We start from the raw sequence: 16,614 nt of genomic DNA on the forward strand, positions 1-16,614 counted from the left end.
TGAAGCCGGCGACGGCAGGAGTGGGTCGAGCGGGTGCTCGAGTTCGTGCGTCCTCCCAAGCCCCCATTGAGCAAAGCGAGACACAGATGACCGCACCGGTGTCCCTCACCGAGGCGAAGCTGTTCCTGCGCGTCGACCACGACGCCGAGGACGCGCTGATACAAACCCTCATCGACGCGGCCCAGGAAAGGGTCGGGCAAGATGTGGGTCTGGTGCTGACGTCGACCTCGCCCGCGCCCTTGCGGCTCGCGATCCTGATGCTGGCCCTGCGCGCCTATGAGCGTGGCGAAAGCGAGATGCCGATCCAGCCTGTAGAAGCCTGGATCGCACCTTATCGCGTGGTGCGGTTGTGAGGGTGTTGGCGGGCCTGTTCGAGGGACTGGAGAGTCAGACGCCCTACGGCGGGCGGGCGGTCCACTGGGAGCCCTTGGGATCTGCGTGGCTGAAGGTGGGGCCGCGACGGAGGCGCGAGAAGAACGAGCCGGGCGGCGCACGGATCGTCGAGATCATGACAGCCGAAGCCCGGGCCGATGCGCGTCTGCTTCCGGAGCGGGTGCTGAGGTTCGGCGGCGCCGACTGGCGGATCCGGTCGTCCGAGACAGTGGGCGGGGCGGCCATCCTGAATCTGGAGCGGACGACATGAGCCATGAACTGGCCCTGCAGAAGGCGCTGATCGCGCACCTCGCGGAAGACGCCGGAATTCGCGCAGTGCTGGGCGATCCGGCCCGCATCTGGGATGCCGCGCCGGACAGGCCGACCTTTCCTCACCTGCTGGTCGGGCGATCGGAAAGCCGGCCGGTGAGAGCGGACGGAGGTGGTGTCGAACATGCGCTGACGCTGACCGCCGTTTCGCGCTTCCGCGGCACGGAAGAAGCCAAGGCCATCTTGGCGGTGCTGCGACTGACGCTGACAGATGCGGTCCTGGCGGCGGACGGCGTGCGCACGGTCAGCCTCAGGGTCACTTTCGCCGACGTCTATCCGGCGTCCGACGGGCTGAGGACATTCGCGGTGCTGCGTGTGCGCGCCGTAACTGAGGAGGACTGAAATGGCGGCGCAACGCGGCAAGGACATCCTGTTGAAGATCGAGGGCGCGCCGGGGGTCTTCACCACCGTCGCAGGCCTTCGGGCCCGGACCCTGTCCCTGAACGCCCGGACAGTGGACGCAACCGATGGCGACAGCGCCGGCCGGTGGCGCGAACTGCTGGACGGCGCAGGCGTGAAGTCGGCTGCCGTGGCCGGTCAGGGCATCTTCCGCGACGCGGCTTCGGACGCGCTGATCCGCGAGACCTTCTTTGACCAGACGGCGCGGACCTGGCGGTTGATCGTGCCCGATTTTGGCTCACTCGAAGGCCCGTTCCTGGTCGCCGCCCTCGAGTACGCCGGCGAGCACGAGGGAGAGGCGACGTTCGCGATCAGCCTGGCCAGCGCCGGTGAACTGACGTTCGGCGCCGCGTGATGCACGCCAATGGTGCGAGAGGCGAGGTGGTCGCGATGTTGGCAGGGGCCGAGCGGCGACTTTGCCTGACCTTGGGCGCTCTGGCGGAGATGGAGACGGCGCTGGGTTGCGACGGGCTGCTCTCGCTCGCAGAACGGATGCGGGCGCTGTCGGCCAAGGATCTGACAGCGATCCTTGCAGCCCTGCTGAGAGGTGGCGGCGAGGACGCTCTGGCCAGCGAATTGGCCTACGCTCTGGTCGACCCCTGCGAGGCGGCTGAGGCGGTGGCCCACGCATTCGCCGCCGCGGCATGAGGACGCCCTGGGCGTCAATGATGCGCGCGGCCGCGCATCTGGGCGTGGGTCCCGAGGCTTTCTGGCGGCTGTCGCTGAAGGAATGGCGAATGCTGACCGAGACCTCCTCGGCGCATGCGCCGCTGGGACGAAGCGAGTTCGAGCGAATGGCGGAGGCGTGGCCCGATGACTGACGAGCCTGGAACAGGGGGCGTGGATTCCATGCCGCGGCGGGTGGCCGAGGCCGCGGCGGCGCTGGACGGGCTCCGGGAGCCTGCCGAGCGAGCGGCGGCGTCGATCGAGAGCGCCTTTGACCGGGCGGGCTCAAGCCTGACGCGATCCCTGGCTCGGGCCGCCGCCGACGGCGAAGTCTCGCTGGCGGAGCTGGCGCGCGCCGTGCTTGCCGCCGTCAACGCGGCAGCCGGCGGCCGGGCTGGAGGTTTGTCGGGCGCCATCGCCCAGGCGGCGGGTTCGATCTTCGCCGGCGCCCGGGCGGAGGGCGGGCCGGTTGCGGCAGGCGGAGCGTACCTTGTCGGCGAGCGCGGACCGGAACTGTTTCGGCCAGGCAGTTCCGGTGTGATTGACCCGCCGGCCGCGGGGAGCGTGACGGTCAACGTCCTCATCGAGGGCGGGGCGGAGGCCTTGCTGAGATCGGAGGCGCAGATCGCACAGGCGCTGGCGCGGGCGGTCTCCCTCGGCGCACGTCGGCTCTAGTCGGAGCGGCGAAGTCGCGCGCCCCGGCGCCGGGCTCAACATCCAGGAGATATTGTCATGGCGTTTCACGAAGTGAGGCTGCCTGCCCGCCTGGCGTTCGGATCCACCGGCGGCGTCGAGCGGCGCACCGAGATCGTGACGCTGGGCTCGGGCTTCGAGCGGCGATCGACACCGTGGGCGCAAGGACGAAGGCGCTACCTGATCGGTGCGAACCTGAAGTCTCTCGACGACATGGCGACCTTGACCGCGTTCTTCGAGGCGCGTTGCGGACGGCTGTACGGGTTCCGGTTCAGGGATTTCGTGGACTTCAGATCCTGCGAGCCGAGCGGAACAATCACGCCTGTGGACCAGCCCCTGGGCCATGGGGACGGGATGCGGAGGACGTTCGAGCTGAGTAAGCGATACGGCGAGGAAGACGCTGTGACGCGGCGAATCCACAAGCCCGTCGAAGGCACCGTCAGGCTCGCGGTCGACGGCGCTGAACTGGAAGGGCCGGCTTTCGAACTCGACCTGGCGACGGGCGTAGTCACTCTCGCCGTTGCGCCTGCCGCCGGTGCGGCGGTCACCGCCGGATACGAGTTCGACGTCCCAGTCCGCTTCGATGCCGACAGGGTGGACGTGACGCTTGAGAGTTTCGCGGCTGGCCGGATGGCTGCTGTGCCCCTGATCGAGGTGAGGGTCTGAAGCATGCGCGACATACCGGTCGAACTGGCGACCCGCGTCGAGAGCGGGGCGTCCACCCTGTGCCATGCCTGGTTGCTGAGGAGGGCCGACGGCGTCGAGGCGGGTTTCACCGATCACGACCGAGATCTGAACGTCGGCGGCGTCCTTTGCCTGGCCGCCAGCGGATGGATGATCGGGGCGACGGAAAGCTCAGTCGGCCTCGCAGCGGGTTCGGCGGCCGTGGCCGGTGTCCTGGACGATGTTTCGATCCGGGAATCCGACATTGCGGCGGGCTTGTACGATCGTGCGGAAGTCGCGCTGTGGCGAGTCGATTGGCGCCGTCCCGACCTGAAGGTTCGGCTGTGGCTCGCGGGGTTGGCGCGGATTCGCCGCGAGGGCGAGAGCTTCACCGCCGAGCTGGAAGGGCCGATGGCGTCCCTGGAACGCGTGGTTGGCCGAACCTACGGCCGTGACTGCGACGCCCAGTTCGGGGATGAACGATGCAAGGTTGATCTGGGGGCCTTCCCCGGCGCGCAGTGTGACAAACGATGGGGCACCTGCGTCGGCGAGTTTGGAAACGGCGGCAACTTCCAGGGCTTTCCGGACATCCCGGGTGACGACTTCATTACGGCCGCACCGGTGCAGGGCGGACGCAATGACGGACGGAGCCGACGATGAGGGCGCGCTCGGTGGCTGCGGCGCGCGACTGGCTTGGTACGCCCTACCGGCATCAGGCCAGTTTGCAGGGTCAGGGCGCGGATTGTCTCGGCCTGGTGCGTGGCGTGTGGCGGGAGCTGTTCGGGGTCGAGCCGCAAGCCGCGCCGCCTTACCAGCCGGACTGGGCTGAGGTCGGAGGCGAGGAAACGCTGCTGCAGGCCGCGCGGCGCTGGATGACGGAGATTCCCGTCGAGAGCGCATGCGCCGGCGACGTACTGCTGTTTCGCATGGCGTCCGGCAGTCCGGTCAAGCACTGCGCGATCATGAGCGAGGGTTCGATGGCTGCCCAATCCCAACCGCGCATGATCCACGCCTATTGGGGCCGGTCCGTGGTCGAGAGTTGGCTCGGATCATGGTGGCGGCGACGGGCGGTGGCGGCATTCGCCTGGCCGTCCCGCAAGATTGAGCGAAAGGTCGGCTGATGGCGCAGGTTGTTCTGGGCGGCGTCGGCGGGGCGATCGGCGGAGGGGTCGGACGCGCCTTGGGCGCGACCATCGGCGGCATGCTCGACCAGGCGCTTGTCGCCGGACTGCAACCCGCGCGCCAGAAAGGCCCGCGGCTGGGTTCACTGGCTTTGCAGGGCACGGCGGAAGGCGCGCCGCTGGCTTGCGTGTTCGGGCGTGCGCGAGTCGCCGGGCAGGTGATCTGGGCCGCGAGCTTTCTGGAAGGACGCAACACCACGCCGGCAGGCAAGGGCGGCCCCCGTACTGTCGAATACGCCTACTCTCTGAGCTTCGCCGTCGCCTTGTGCGAAGGGCCCATCGACGGAATCGGCCGCATATGGGCCGACGGGCAGCCCCTGGACCTCGCGGGCGTCACGATGCGACTGCATCACGGAACAGAAAGCCAGACGCCCGACCCCCTGATCGAGGCCATCGAAGCGGACGCCCCGGCCTATCGTGGCACGGCCTATGTCGTATTCGAGGATCTGCCGTTGGGGCCCTATGGCAACCGGTTGCCGCAGCTGGCTTTCGAGGTCTTCCGGCGCCCACGCGGTTCAGATCCACGACTGGAGGAACGGCTGGAAGGCGTCTGCCTCATCCCGGGCGCAGGAGAGTTCGTCCTTGCGACTGAGGTGGTGCTGCGGCGGGAGGGACTGACGCGAACCACGCCCGAGAATGTCCATGCCGGCGACGGACGGACCGATCTCGCCGTGTCCCTCGATCAGCTACAGGCCCAGGTTCCGAATCTGAAACGGGTGAGTCTGGTCATCGGGTGGTTCGGTGATGATCTCAGGGCCGGCCAGTGCAGGATTCGCCCGGGCGTGGAACGTGCTGACAAGCCGACCGAGCCCATGGCCTGGACTGTCGCCGGCCTGGCGCGCGCCGACGCCCACCTGATCTCACAGAGCGGAGGCGGACCGGCCTACGGCGGCACGCCTTCGGACCAGAGCGTGCGGCAAGCGGTCGCCGAACTGAAGGCGCGTGGTCTCGAGGTGACGCTCTATCCATTCGTGTTCATGGATGTGCCGCCGGGGAACAGCCTGCCAGATCCTTACGGAGGTCCGGAGCAGGCGCCCTATCCTTGGCGGGGGCGCGTCTGCGGCGGGGACGGACCCGCAGCGGATGCGGATATCGCGGCGATCTTCGGCGCAGCGGACGACTGGGGATTGCGGCGACTGGCGCTGCATTATGCCGCGCTTGCGGCTGAAACCGGCGCGGACGGGTTGTTGATCGGCTCCGAGATGCGCGGCTTGGGCTGGACCCGCGACGCTGGGGGAGGATTCCCGGCGGTTGCGGCGTTTCGAGCCCTGGCGGCGGAATGCAGGGTGGTGGTCGGTCCAGGCGTAAAGCTCTCGTACGCCGCCGACTGGTCGGAATACGCCGGATGGCGCGACGGTGGCGACGTGGTGTTTCACCTCGACCCGCTGTGGGCGGATCCGAACATCGATTATGTCGGCGTGGACTGGTATCCGCCGCTCGGGGACTGGCGATCAGGTGCGGGCGGCCTGGACGGGCAAGCGTTTACAGGCCCGGATGATCCGGCCGGTCTGGCGGCGCAGGTCGCCGGCGGTGAAGGCTTCGACTGGTATTATGCCTCGGCGGCGGACCGGGCTGCCCAGGCGCGTACGCCGATCGTCGACACGGCTTACGGAGAGGACTGGGTTTTCCGGGTCAAGGACCTGGCGGGCTGGTGGTCGCACGCACATCATGACCGCCCGGGTGGGGTTCGGACGCTTGAGCCCACGGCCTGGACGCCCGGCATGAAGCCGATCCGGCTGACGGAGTTCGGATGCCCCGCGGTCGACCGAGGCGCGAACGCGCCGAACCTTTTCCAGGATTCCAAGAGCGCCGAGAGCGGATTGCCACCATTCTCAACGGGGAGTCGGGACGACCGCATGCAGCGTCGGGCGCTTGAAGCCGTGCTGGGCCATTTCGCCGAACCCGCCAACAATCCTGTTTCACCGATATACGGCGGTCCCATGCTCGAGAGCGCGGACGCCTGGTGTTGGGATGCGCGCCCGTGGCCGGCGTTTCCCGCCAGATCAGAAGTCTGGAGCGATGCGTCAGGGTGGCGCACGGGGCATTGGCTGAATGGTCGGTTGAGCGGTGAAACCCGTGACCTGATCCGTGAAATCCTGAAGCGCGGCGGCCTGTCCGAGACAGATTTCGAGATCGGGACGCCCCCGGGAGAGGTGCAGGGCTATGTCATTGACCGGCCGATGCGCACGCGTGACGCACTGGAGCCCTTGCTGGCGGGCCTCGGCATGGTCGCGGCGGAACGGGGAGGTCAGGTTGCCATCATCGGGAATGAATCGGCCGTACGTGTTCTGACTTCCCAGGCCCTGGCCCTTCCGGCGAGCGGCGCGAGCGTGCGGGCCGATCGGCAGCTCGAGGCCCGGCCCGGAGCGGCTCGCGTGAGGTTCATAGACGGGGCGTCGGACTATCAGACCGGGGCGGCGATCGTCCGGACAGCGGGAGAGGGTGGCGGGGTCGACATTGACCTCCCAGCTGTCTGCCCGCGCGCTCTCGCCCAGGCTACGGCGGCACGACTGCTCGAAACAGGCCGCGAAGATCGGCTCGTCGTCGCCTTGGGGCCCCTGGAGGCTTTGTCGCTGGAGCCCGGTGACGCTGTTCTCGTCGACGGGCATGGAGAATGGCGAACGGTCCGGGTGGACATGGACGAGATCCCCTCCGCCGTCCTCGAAAGGATGTCGAGGCTGCGGGTCGGTGAAGACGAAGGAACGCCGTCTTCAGGAGATGCCGCGACAACGATGGGCCCGCCGTTTCTTCGGATGATCGATCCGCCTCCGCTGCCTGGCGCCGAAGACGATCGACGACCGATCGCGGTGGTCGCCGCCGAGCCGTGGCGGCCGATGCGAGTGTTCGCCGGACCTGATGCGACGAGCCTGACTGTGCGAGGCGATGTGGAGGATCCCGTGACCGTCGGCATCCTGGCTTCGCCGCTGGCTTCTGGGGTTCGGCACCGCTGGGACGAGCGAAACGCCCTGTACATCCGGGTCGAAGGACGAGCGCCGGAAAGTCTGTCGATCCCCGCGGTGCTGGCCGGCGGAAACACGCTGGCCGTGGAGACGGGGTCGGGCTGGGAGATCGTCCAGTACCGCGCCGCCGAACTCGTCGGCGCCGACCTCTGGCGTCTGACGGGCCTGTTGCGGGGACAGCAGGGCACAGAAGAGGCGACCGCAGCCGGTGCGGAGGCCGGGGCGATCGTCGTGTTCCTGGCGGCCACAATGCCGAGGATGGAATCGCCGTCGGCCGAACTCGGATTGCCTCTCGTCTGGCGAGCGGGGCCAGCCGGGGCGCCGGCCGGCGGTCCAGGCGCCAGCGAAACTGTCTTCACTCCGGCCGGGCGACATGACCGGCCGTGGAGCCCCGCCCATCTGCGTTGTGCTGTCCGCGGGGACGGCGGCTTCGATCTGAGCTGGCTGGGGCGCAGGCGCATTGACGGCGATCGCTGGGATGGAGAGCCTGCGACTTCCGATCCCTCGCGATACCGGATTGGCGTCCTCAGGGCCGGAGCCCTGGTTCGCGTGTTTGAAGTCGACACCGAGGCCGCGACTTACGCGGGAACCGACGCCGCCGAGGACTTTCCCGGCGGACTTGCCGGCGCGGAGGTGGTCGTGGCTCAATGGGGCGATCGTTACGGCTGGGGCGCCGAAGCCCGCGTCAGACCATGAGAGCTGATGTGGCGGCGATTTGGAGCGGGCGGCTTTGCGCTCCGGTACGAATGCCCTAACTGATCCATCAGACTTCATACGGCAGGAGCGGACTCGAACGTGGCGGGCGATCCCTACAAGGAACTGGGCGTTTCGAGGGGCGCGAGCGCGGACGAGATCAAGAAGGCGTTCCGCAAACTCGCCAAGGAACTCCACCCCGACAAGAACCCGGGAAACAGGGACGCGGACGAACGCTTCAAGCGCGTGACGGCCGCATTCGATCTGCTGGGCGACGCGGAAAAAAGGGCCAGGTTCGACCGGGGCGAAATCGACGCTGACGGACGCGAGCAGTTTGCGGGTTTTGGGGGCGCGAGAGGAAGCCCCGGCGGGCATCCGTTCGGCCAGGGCGGGGGCCAGCGCGGCGGTTTCGAAAACATCGACCTGGACGAGCTGTTTGGCGGCATATTCGGCGGCGGAGGCCGCGCCGGCGGACCGCGCGGCGGGTTCTCCGCTCGCGGCGCGGACGTCAAGGCGACTCTGGAGATCAGTCTCGAGGATTCCATCTCGGGTGCGACCCGGCGGATACAATTCTCGGACGGCCGTACGCTCGACGTAACCATTCCCAAGGGTGCGGCCGATGGCCAGACGATCCGGCTCCGGGGCCAAGGAGCGCCGGGCGCGTCCGGCCGGAGCGAAGCCGGGGATGCGTTGATAACGCTGAAGATAGCGCCCCACCCCCTCTTTCAGCGCGATGGCGCCGATCTGACGATGGATCTGCCAGTGTCGCTGCCCGATGCCGTGCTGGGCGGTAAGGTCCCGGTGCGGACGCCCGAGGGCACGGTCAGCATGACCATTCCACCGGGGTCGAACTCGGGCAAGGTGCTGCGGCTGAAGGGGCGTGGCGCCTTCGTCGGCGGCAAGCGCGGCGACCTCCTGGCCAAGCTGATGATCCAGCTGCCGGACGGCGCCGATGAGGCTCTGACCAAACTGGCGCAGGACATGCGTGACCGCGGCGCCTATCGTCCGTGGCGCGACTGATGCCCGGAAAACCAAACGCGAAGCCAGCGCGGCCCTGGTTCTCGTCAGGACCGACGGCGAAGCGGCCTGGCTGGTCCAGCCAGGCCATCCCGCATGAGCTGCTGGGCCGCGGCATTCGCGCGCCCGAGGTGGTGGAACGGTTCGCCCACGGACTGCGCCTGACCCGCGATCTCCTGCAAGTTCCGGCGGATTGGCGGCTGGTCTATGTACCCGGTTCCGACACCGGTGCGGTGGAGGCGGCGCTGTGGTCTATGCTCGGGGAGCGGCCGGTCCAGGTGCTCGCATTCGAGAATTTCGGTCAGGTCTGGGCCAGCGATCTTCGCGACCACCTGAAGCTGGATCCTGAAATCCTTGGCGCCCCTTGGGGCGGATTCCCGGATGTGTCGAGGGTCGATCCGGCCAAGGACCTCGTCCTCCCCTGGAACGGGACGACATCAGGCGTAAGGGCGCCCGACGGCGACTGGATCGCGGCCGATCGCACCGGCCTCGTGATCTGCGACGCCACCTCCGCCGCCTTCGCCATGCCGCTGCCGTGGGACCGGCTGGACGTCGTCACCTTCAGCTTCCAGAAGGCACTCGGGGGCGAGGCAGGCCTGGGCGTGGCGGCCCTGTCGCCGGGCGCCGTGGCCCGGCTCGATCGCTACACGCCACCCCGTCCGATACCCAAGGTCCTGCGCCTGAGGAACGGCGACGGCTTCGACCCGACGCTGGCCGCGGGCTCGATGATCAACACCTTCTCGGTCTGGACCATCGAGGACTGGATCGACGGCGTCGAATGGGGGCTGTCGATCGGCGGACTGCCGGCGTTGATCGCCCGCACCGACCGGAATGCGGCGGCCCTTGACGCCTGGGTCCGGCGCACGGACTGGATCGACTACCTCGCCCTCGACCCGGCGACGCGGTCGACGACGTCGGTTTGTCTCAAATTCGTCGATCCGCGCGTGACGGTGCTGGACGAGCCGGCGCGGCAGGCGCTGGTCAAGCGGATGAAGGCGTTCCTGGAGGCTGAAGAGGCAGGCTTCGACATCGAGAGCCATCGCAACGCTCCGGCGGGGCTGCGGGTCTGGTGCGGCTGCACGGTCGATACGGCCGATATCGAAGCCCTGACGCCGTGGCTCGAATGGGCCTTCGAGACGGCGCTGGCGGAATAATCCGCCCCTTCGGGACGACACCGCCCGATTCCCCCGCTATAGGCTGCGCCCGCATTCCGAAGTCCCGGTAGCGGAGAAACGTCTTGGCGAACGTCGCGGTGGTCGGCGCCCAGTGGGGCGACGAAGGCAAGGGCAAGATCGTCGACTGGCTGTCGAACCGGGCGGACGTCGTCGTGCGCTTCCAGGGCGGCCACAACGCGGGCCACACCCTCGTCGTCGACGGCAAGGTCTACAAGCTGGCGCTGCTGCCCAGCGGTGTCGTGCAGGGCAAGCCCTCGATCATCGGCAACGGCGTGGTCGTCGATCCCTGGCACCTCGTCGGGGAGATCGAGAAGATCGTGGAACAGGGGATCGCCATCAGCCCCGAGGTGCTGATCGTCGCGGACAACGCCTGTCTGATCCTGCCCATCCACCCCGCGCTGGACGTGGCGCGTGAAGCGGCGGCGAGCGCGCCCGGCGCCCGGATCGGCACGACCGGCCGGGGCATCGGTCCCGCCTACGAAGACAAGGTCGGGCGGCGCGCGATCCGCGTCTGCGACCTCGCCAGCGCCGAGGATCTGAAGGTCAAGATCGAGCGTCTGCGCGCGCACCACGATCCGCTCAGGGCGGGTCTCGGCCTCGAGCCGATCGATCCGGAGGCGCTGCTGCGGCAGCTGCTGGAGATCGCTCCGAAGATCCTTCCCTACGTCCAGCCGGCCTGGCGCGTGCTCGACAAGGCGCGGCGCGACGGGAAACGCGTCCTGTTCGAAGGCGCGCAGGGCGCCTTCCTCGACGTGGACCATGGCACCTATCCCTATGTGACCAGCTCCAACACCGTGGCCGGCCAGGCGGCCGCGGGCGCAGGGATCGGCCCTCGCGGCGTCGGCTATGTGCTGGGCATCGTCAAGGCCTACACCACCCGCGTGGGCGAGGGGCCCTTCGCCTGCGAACTGAACGACGATGTCGGCCACCACCTGGCGACGGTCGGACGCGAGGTCGGCGTAAACACGGGCCGGGCGCGGCGTTGCGGCTGGTTCGACGCCGTTCTGGTGCGGCAGTCGGTAGCCATCAACGGCATCGACGGCATCGCCCTGACCAAGCTCGATGTGCTCGACGGCCTGAAGACGCTGAAGATCTGCACCGGCTACCGCATCGGCGGCGAGGTGCTGGACTATCTGCCGTCCAGCCTGAAGGACCAGGCCGCGGCGGAGCCTGTGTTCGAGGAGCTGGAAGGCTGGAGCGAAAGCACCGCCTCGGCCCGCAGCTTCAGGGACCTTAACGCCAACGCGATCAAGTACGTCCGTCGTATCGAGGAGTTGATCGGCGCTCCCGTGGCCCTGTTGTCGACCAGTCCGGAACGGGATGACACCATCCTGATGCATGACCCGTTCCAGGGGTAGGGGACCGACGAACTCCAGTGTTCAACGGCTCTTAACCGGCCACGGTTAAGGATGGCGTCCCCACCCGGAGGGCGCGTCTTGTTTGCTGTCGATCGTCGCTTGCTGGCGAAGCTGGCTCCCATGCTGAAACGCGTCCTGGTCGTCGACCCGAACCCTCATGCCGCGCGTCTGCTCACTGAGATCATCAAGGGAATGGGCGCTGGCGAGATCGTGGTCGAGCCCAGCGAGCCTCGCGCCATGAAGGCGGCCGCGGCGCTGGAGCCGGGCATCATCTTCACCGAGCGCAACGGCGACAACCTCGACGGCGAATCCCTGGCGCGGGCGGTGAGGCGATCGAGTCTTGCCTGCCGGCGTGCGCCGATCATCATGGTCACCGCCGATGCCACGGCCAGCACCATCATCGGCGCGCGCGACAGCGGCGTGCACGAATTCCTCCGCAAGCCGTTTACGAGCGCGGATCTGCTCAAGCGGGTCGAGAACGTGGCGCTCAAGCCTCGCGACTGGGTCGAGGCCGTCGGCTACGTCGGGCCGGACAGGAGACGCTTCAACTCCGGCGAGTTCACCGGCGACCGCAAGCGCCGGGCTGACAAGCCGGTCAATGGCGCGGCGGCAATGGCGGCGGCCAAGGATCAGGCCATGCGCATCCTCGCGGCCGCCCTCGATCAGTTCGACAACGATCCCATGCAGGCCGTACGGGCCGTGCGGGAACAGGCCGCGACGCTGAAGTCCCTGGCCATGAAGGCGTCGGATTCGCGGCTGGCGGTGGCCGTCGGCGCGCTGGAAGTCACCTTGGCGTCCGGGCCTCCGTGCAAGGCGACTTTGGCCGCGCCGATCGGATCGCTGCTGGCCATGTCGCCGCCGGAGCCGATGAAGCGGGCCGGCTAGGCCCGTCTCCTCTCCGCGGATCAGGCGTCGACCAGGTTCCGCTCTTCGGCCGCGGCCCGCATGGCCTTCTGCAGCTTCTCGAAGGCGCGCACCTCGATCTGGCGCACGCGCTCGCGCGAGACGCCGTACTGGCCGGCCAACTCCTCGAGCGTGACCGGGTCGTCCTTCAGGCGGCGCTCGGTGAGGATGTGTTTCTCGCGGTCGGTCAGCTCCTGCATGGCCTCCTCGAGCAGACCCATGCGGATCGACTTCTCCTCGTCCTCGGCCAGCTGGGTCTCCTGCGAGACTGCGGTGTCGTCCGCCAGCCAGTCCTGCCACTCGCTTTCGCCATCGGCGCGCAGGGGCGCGTTCAGCGAGGCGTCGCCGCCGAGGCGGCGGTTCATGTTGGTGACCTCTTCCTCGGACACGCCCAGCTTGGTGGCGATGGCCGAGAGATGTTCCGGACGCAGGTCGCCTTCCTCGAAGGCCGAAATCTGGCTCTTGGCCTTGCGCAGGTTGAAGAACAGCTTCTTCTGCGCGGCCGTAGTGCCCATCTTCACGAGCGACCAGCTGCGCAGGATGTATTCCTGGATCGAGGCGCGAATCCACCACATGGCGTAGGTCGCCAGGCGGAATCCCTTGTCCGGATCGAATTTCTTGACGGCCTGCATCAGGCCGACGTTGCCCTCGGAGATCACCTCGCCGATCGGCAGGCCGTAGCCGCGATAGCCCATGGCGATCTTGGCCACGAGACGCAAATGCGACGTCACAAGACGATGCGCGGCCTCGGGGTCCTGGTGCTCGGTCCAGCGCTTGGCGAGCATAAACTCCTCGTCCTTCGCGAGCATCGGAAACTTGCGAATTTCAGTGAGGTATCGCGACAGTCCCTGTTCAGGCGACATCACCGCGAGCGATCTGGCAGCAGTCATATGGTCCCTCCGACCGAAAGTACGAGCGGGCTCCGCGGAGATGGCCACCGGATGTGCGCCGTCACCTCGCCCCTCAACCGGTGAGATAGGGTCGGGTTTCCGCATTTGTCAGAGGCGGATCGTCACACGGAAGCGTGACCGTTGCCCCGGCGCCACTGCACCGAACGAGTGAGTGTATAGCGTAGAGTGCGTCTTTAATCAAGACTGACTTCTTTTGCGGCGTTTCAGAGCGCCTGAAGCAGGCTTTCGAGCTCGCCCATGTCCCGGGGCGGCGCGGTCTCGAAACGCAGCGCGTCTCCCGTCACAGGGTGCGCGAATCCCAACACCGCCGCGTGCAGCGCCTGACGCTTCAGTCCGGATTTGGCGATTGCGGCCTGGACGGCCGTGGCCGGGCTGCCCGTGCCGTAAACCGGATCACCCAGGATGGGCACCCCCTTTGACGCCAGATGCACGCGGATCTGGTGGGTCCGCCCGGTATGCAAGGTGCAGGCGACGCGGCCGGCCAGCGGGGCGCCGCCTGCCTTTGCCGGCAGCCCGAAGACCCTCTCGACGACGTAGTCGGTGACGGCGTTGCGGCCGCCGCTCCTGAGCACGGCCATCTTTTTCCGGTCCGACGACGATCGCCCGATCAGCGTCTCGATCCGGCCTTTGGCGGGGCTCGGCGCGCCCCGGGTCAGGGCGATGTAGGTGCGTTCGATGTCATGGGTGGCGAACAGCGCCGACAGGCCGGCATGGGCGCGATCTGACTTGGCGGCGACCATCACCCCCGAGGTGTCCTTGTCCAGCCGGTGCACGATTCCGGGCCGGGCCACGCCGCCGATCCCGGACAGCGAGGCCCCGCAATGGGCCAGCAGCGCGTTGACCAGAGTGCCGGTCTCGGAGCCGGGAGCGGGGTGCGCGGCCATGCCGGCCGGCTTGTCGACGACGATCAGGTCGGCGTCCTCAAACAGCACCGTCAGCGGGATGGCCTCCGGCGCGGGCGTCGCAGAGATCACGGGCGGCACGATGATCGTGTACAGCCCCGCCTGCACCCTGGCGGATCCGGTGGAGATGACTTCGCCGTCGCGGCGGATCGAGCCTTCGGTCAGCAGGGCCTGGATGCGCGCCCGCGACACACCCGGAAAGGCATCGGCCAGAGCCTTGTCGAGGCGGCCGCCGCCAGCTTCCAGCCGGGCTTCCAGCACAGTCGCGTCGTCGTCTTCGATCAGGGGTTCGTCGGACACCGGGCGCTCCACCGCCGGACGAGGCGGTCCGCGATCTAGCACGGGGTGCACGCGAACCGGCAAGCCGCAAGCTTGGCTGTCAGCCGCTTTTCCGTCATGGTGAACGGGGTTATCCGGGGGCGGGGCAATGAAACGTTTGATCATCGCGGCGGCGGTCGGCGGCGCCGCCTTGGCTCTCGGCAGCTGCGAGACCATGAGCGCCGAGCAGTGCATGGCGGGGGACTGGTCGGGGCAGGGCTATGCTGACGGCCAGTCGGGCCTGACCATGAGCCGTCTGGACGAGCACGCCGAAGCCTGCGCCAAGCACGGCGTCACGCCCGACGCCGCCGCCTACGCCTCGGGTCGCCGCCAGGGCCTGCTGCAATACTGTACGCCTCACAGAGGGTTCGAGGTCGGGCGCAACGGCTCGGGCTACGCCGGCGTCTGTCCCGCTGATCTGGAAGCGGACTTCATGCCGGCCTACCGCGACGGGCAGCTCGTCCATGAGGTCGAGGCGGCGCTGGCAAGCGCCCGCAGCCGGGTCGACAGCCTCGGGGCCCGCCTTGAGGAGCTCGATGACAAGATCGCGGCGAAGCAGGCCGAGGCTCGCGCGGACGGCCTCACTGACGAGCAGCGCGAGGCCATCCGCAACCGCATTCAGGAAATCCGCCGCGAGCGCGCCGACACGGAGCGCGACTGGCGGCGTGCTCAGGATGAGGTCGACGACGCCGAGCGCGACGTCCGTGACGTGCGCTGGCGTTTCAGGGACCAATACGGCAGTTGGTGACGGCTCAGGCCGCCTTCTTCTCCAGCTTCTTCTCCCACTGGCCCAGCGAGGCCAGGCCGTTCATGCGGGCGCGGTGGTGGAAGGCCGCCTGACAGGCGACGGCGTTCTCGGCCTTGCCCGACCAGGCGCGCTGCGGCGAGGCCTGGAGCGCGCGGCCATAGGAGAAAGTCATCTTCCATGGGAAGCCGCCGATGCGGTTCATGGCGTCGAGGTGGGCGGTGGCCTGCTCATCGGTCTGGCCGCCCGAGAGATAGGCGATGCCCGGCACCGACGAGGGCACGGTCGCCTTCAAGGCGGCGATGGTGCGCTCGGCGACCTCATGCACCTTGGCCTGGCGGACGCTGCCCTTGCCGGAAATGACCATGTTCGGCTTGAGGACGATGCCCTCCAGCGCCACGCGCTGCTCGTACAGTTCCTGGAACACCGTCTGCAGGGTCCAGCGCGTGACCTCGTCGCAGCGGGCGATGTCGTGAGAGCCGTCCATCAGCACCTCCGGCTCGACGATCGGTACGATCTGCTCCTGCTGGCAGATGCGGGCGTAACGGGCGAGGGCGTGGGCGTTGGATTTGACGCAGCCCCAGGTCGGGATGCCGTCGGCGATATCGATCACCGCGCGCCATTTGGCGAACCGCGCGCCGCGCTCGTAATGGGCGCGCAGGCGCTTCGACAAGCCGTCCAACCCCTTGGTCACCGTCTCCCCGGGGAAGCCCGCCATCTTGGTCGCGCCCTTGTCGACCTTGATGCCCGGAATCGAACCCGCCGCCTTGATGATGTCGACCAGCGGCGTGCCGTCCTTGGCGTCCTGATACAGGGTCTCCTCGAACAGGATCACGCCCGAGATGTGCTCGCGCATGGTCTGCTCGGCCCGAAACAGGCATTCGCGATAGTCGCGGCGGTTCTCTTCGGTATTCTCGACTCCGATGGCGTCAAAACGCTTCTTGATCGTTCCCGTGGACTCGTCGGCCGCCAGAATGCCCTTGCCGGGCGTGACCATCGCCTGGGCCACCGCGTTGAGCGCCGCCAAATCCATCAGTTCCTCCAGAGCTTTGTGTTTGCGGTGATCTAGCTCCACCGGAGCCGGAAGTCACGCATTGTTACAGGCCCGGGTTCAGGAGACATGAAGAGCCTCGACGCCCGGCAGCGGCTTGCCCTCCATCCATTCAAGGAAGGCCCCGCCGGCGGTGGAGACGAAGGTCATGTCCTCGACCACTCCGGCGTGATGAAGCGCCGCCACGGTGTCGCCGCCGCCGGCTACGGCGGTGATCGCCCCGGACTTGGCCAACTGCGCCGCCGCCTGCGCCGCCTTCACTGTGGCGGCGTCGAAC

The 16,614-nt window shown here is 68.1% G+C and carries 20 protein-coding genes; 16 read left to right on the forward strand and 4 right to left on the reverse strand.

The features are described from left to right. The first annotated feature begins 86 nt into the window (after positions 1 to 86). The 15 genes from VGD32_RS04580 to VGD32_RS04650 all read left to right on the forward strand — a co-directional run bounded on the left by VGD32_RS04580 (position 87) and on the right by VGD32_RS04650 (position 12,392). The gene (locus VGD32_RS04580; protein ID WP_331030725.1) at positions 87 to 353 is read left to right on the forward strand and encodes a head-tail connector protein; all 267 of its coding nucleotides are present in this window, start codon (positions 87 to 89) and stop codon (positions 351 to 353) included. 5 nt (positions 354 to 358) lie between these two features. Then, on the forward strand, positions 359 to 643 hold the full coding sequence (locus VGD32_RS04585; protein ID WP_414644339.1) for a phage head-tail adapter protein: 285 nt from the start codon (positions 359 to 361) through the stop codon (positions 641 to 643). Continuing rightward, positions 640 to 1,044, forward strand: coding sequence for a DUF3168 domain-containing protein (locus tag VGD32_RS04590; protein ID WP_331030726.1), 405 nt, complete (start codon positions 640 to 642; stop codon positions 1,042 to 1,044). The genes VGD32_RS04585 and VGD32_RS04590 overlap by 4 nt, the downstream gene beginning before the upstream one ends. 1 nt (position 1,045) lies before the next feature. Then, positions 1,046 to 1,456 (forward strand): phage major tail protein, TP901-1 family, encoded by a 411-nt coding sequence (locus VGD32_RS04595; RefSeq protein ID WP_331030727.1) that lies wholly within the window; start codon positions 1,046 to 1,048, stop codon positions 1,454 to 1,456. Continuing rightward, positions 1,456 to 1,749 (forward strand): GTA-gp10 family protein, encoded by a 294-nt coding sequence (locus VGD32_RS04600; RefSeq protein WP_331030728.1) that lies wholly within the window; start codon positions 1,456 to 1,458, stop codon positions 1,747 to 1,749. Before VGD32_RS04595 ends, VGD32_RS04600 begins: the two co-directional genes overlap by 1 nt. A gap of 17 nt (positions 1,750 to 1,766) precedes the next feature. After that, positions 1,767 to 1,922, forward strand: a complete 156-nt coding sequence (locus VGD32_RS04605) for a phage tail assembly chaperone (RefSeq protein ID WP_331030729.1) — start codon at positions 1,767 to 1,769, stop codon at positions 1,920 to 1,922. Continuing rightward, complete coding sequence (locus VGD32_RS04610) at positions 1,915 to 2,442, forward strand: phage tail tape measure protein (RefSeq protein ID WP_331030730.1); 528 nt, start codon at positions 1,915 to 1,917, stop codon at positions 2,440 to 2,442. Before VGD32_RS04605 ends, VGD32_RS04610 begins: the two co-directional genes overlap by 8 nt. A 57-nt stretch (positions 2,443 to 2,499) precedes the next feature. Beyond that, a complete protein-coding gene (locus VGD32_RS04615; protein WP_331030731.1) occupies positions 2,500 to 3,126 on the forward strand; it encodes a DUF2460 domain-containing protein in 627 nt (208 codons plus the stop codon). A gap of 3 nt (positions 3,127 to 3,129) precedes the next feature. Beyond that, positions 3,130 to 3,783, forward strand: a complete 654-nt coding sequence (locus tag VGD32_RS04620) for a baseplate hub protein (protein ID WP_331030732.1) — start codon at positions 3,130 to 3,132, stop codon at positions 3,781 to 3,783. Further along, entirely contained in the window at positions 3,780 to 4,244 is a 465-nt protein-coding gene (locus tag VGD32_RS04625) for an NlpC/P60 family protein (protein WP_331030733.1), read from the forward strand. Before VGD32_RS04620 ends, VGD32_RS04625 begins: the two co-directional genes overlap by 4 nt. Then, positions 4,244 to 7,960 (forward strand): baseplate multidomain protein megatron, encoded by a 3,717-nt coding sequence (locus VGD32_RS04630; protein ID WP_331030734.1) that lies wholly within the window; start codon positions 4,244 to 4,246, stop codon positions 7,958 to 7,960. The genes VGD32_RS04625 and VGD32_RS04630 overlap by 1 nt, the downstream gene beginning before the upstream one ends. A gap of 99 nt (positions 7,961 to 8,059) precedes the next feature. Beyond that, positions 8,060 to 8,977, forward strand: coding sequence for a J domain-containing protein (locus tag VGD32_RS04635; RefSeq protein ID WP_331030735.1), 918 nt, complete (start codon positions 8,060 to 8,062; stop codon positions 8,975 to 8,977). Next, a complete protein-coding gene (locus VGD32_RS04640) occupies positions 8,977 to 10,128 on the forward strand; it encodes a phosphoserine transaminase (protein WP_331030736.1) in 1,152 nt (383 codons plus the stop codon). The genes VGD32_RS04635 and VGD32_RS04640 overlap by 1 nt, the downstream gene beginning before the upstream one ends. 83 nt (positions 10,129 to 10,211) lie before the next feature. Further along, on the forward strand, positions 10,212 to 11,507 hold the full coding sequence (locus tag VGD32_RS04645; RefSeq protein ID WP_331030737.1) for an adenylosuccinate synthase: 1,296 nt from the start codon (positions 10,212 to 10,214) through the stop codon (positions 11,505 to 11,507). A gap of 78 nt (positions 11,508 to 11,585) precedes the next feature. Further along, on the forward strand, positions 11,586 to 12,392 hold the full coding sequence (locus VGD32_RS04650) for a response regulator (protein WP_331030738.1): 807 nt from the start codon (positions 11,586 to 11,588) through the stop codon (positions 12,390 to 12,392). A 20-nt stretch (positions 12,393 to 12,412) separates the two neighbouring features. Here VGD32_RS04650 and rpoH read toward each other — a convergent pair whose 3' ends face one another. Both rpoH and VGD32_RS04660 read right to left on the reverse strand, forming a co-directional pair. Then, a complete protein-coding gene (gene rpoH, locus VGD32_RS04655; RefSeq protein ID WP_324772659.1) occupies positions 12,413 to 13,300 on the reverse strand; it encodes an RNA polymerase sigma factor RpoH in 888 nt (295 codons plus the stop codon). A gap of 224 nt (positions 13,301 to 13,524) precedes the next feature. After that, positions 13,525 to 14,523: an RluA family pseudouridine synthase gene (locus tag VGD32_RS04660; RefSeq protein WP_331030743.1), complete on the reverse strand. Its 999-nt coding sequence runs from the start codon at positions 14,521 to 14,523 to the stop codon at positions 13,525 to 13,527. A 127-nt stretch (positions 14,524 to 14,650) separates the two neighbouring features. On the opposite strand from VGD32_RS04660, the gene VGD32_RS04665 reads away from it, so the two are divergent. After that, positions 14,651 to 15,289, forward strand: a complete 639-nt coding sequence (locus VGD32_RS04665) for a DUF2799 domain-containing protein (protein ID WP_331030739.1) — start codon at positions 14,651 to 14,653, stop codon at positions 15,287 to 15,289. 4 nt (positions 15,290 to 15,293) lie between these two features. Here the strand turns inward: VGD32_RS04665 and VGD32_RS04670 are convergent, their stop codons facing one another. Both VGD32_RS04670 and pgk read right to left on the reverse strand, forming a co-directional pair. Then, positions 15,294 to 16,319, reverse strand: a complete 1,026-nt coding sequence (locus VGD32_RS04670) for a class I fructose-bisphosphate aldolase (protein WP_331030740.1) — start codon at positions 16,317 to 16,319, stop codon at positions 15,294 to 15,296. A 78-nt stretch (positions 16,320 to 16,397) separates the two neighbouring features. Beyond that, the coding region (gene pgk, locus VGD32_RS04675) for a phosphoglycerate kinase (protein ID WP_331030741.1) at positions 16,398 to 16,614 on the reverse strand (217 nt) is incomplete at its 5' end.

The organism is Brevundimonas sp. (assembly GCF_036402095.1).
Taxonomy (GTDB): domain Bacteria; phylum Pseudomonadota; class Alphaproteobacteria; order Caulobacterales; family Caulobacteraceae; genus Brevundimonas.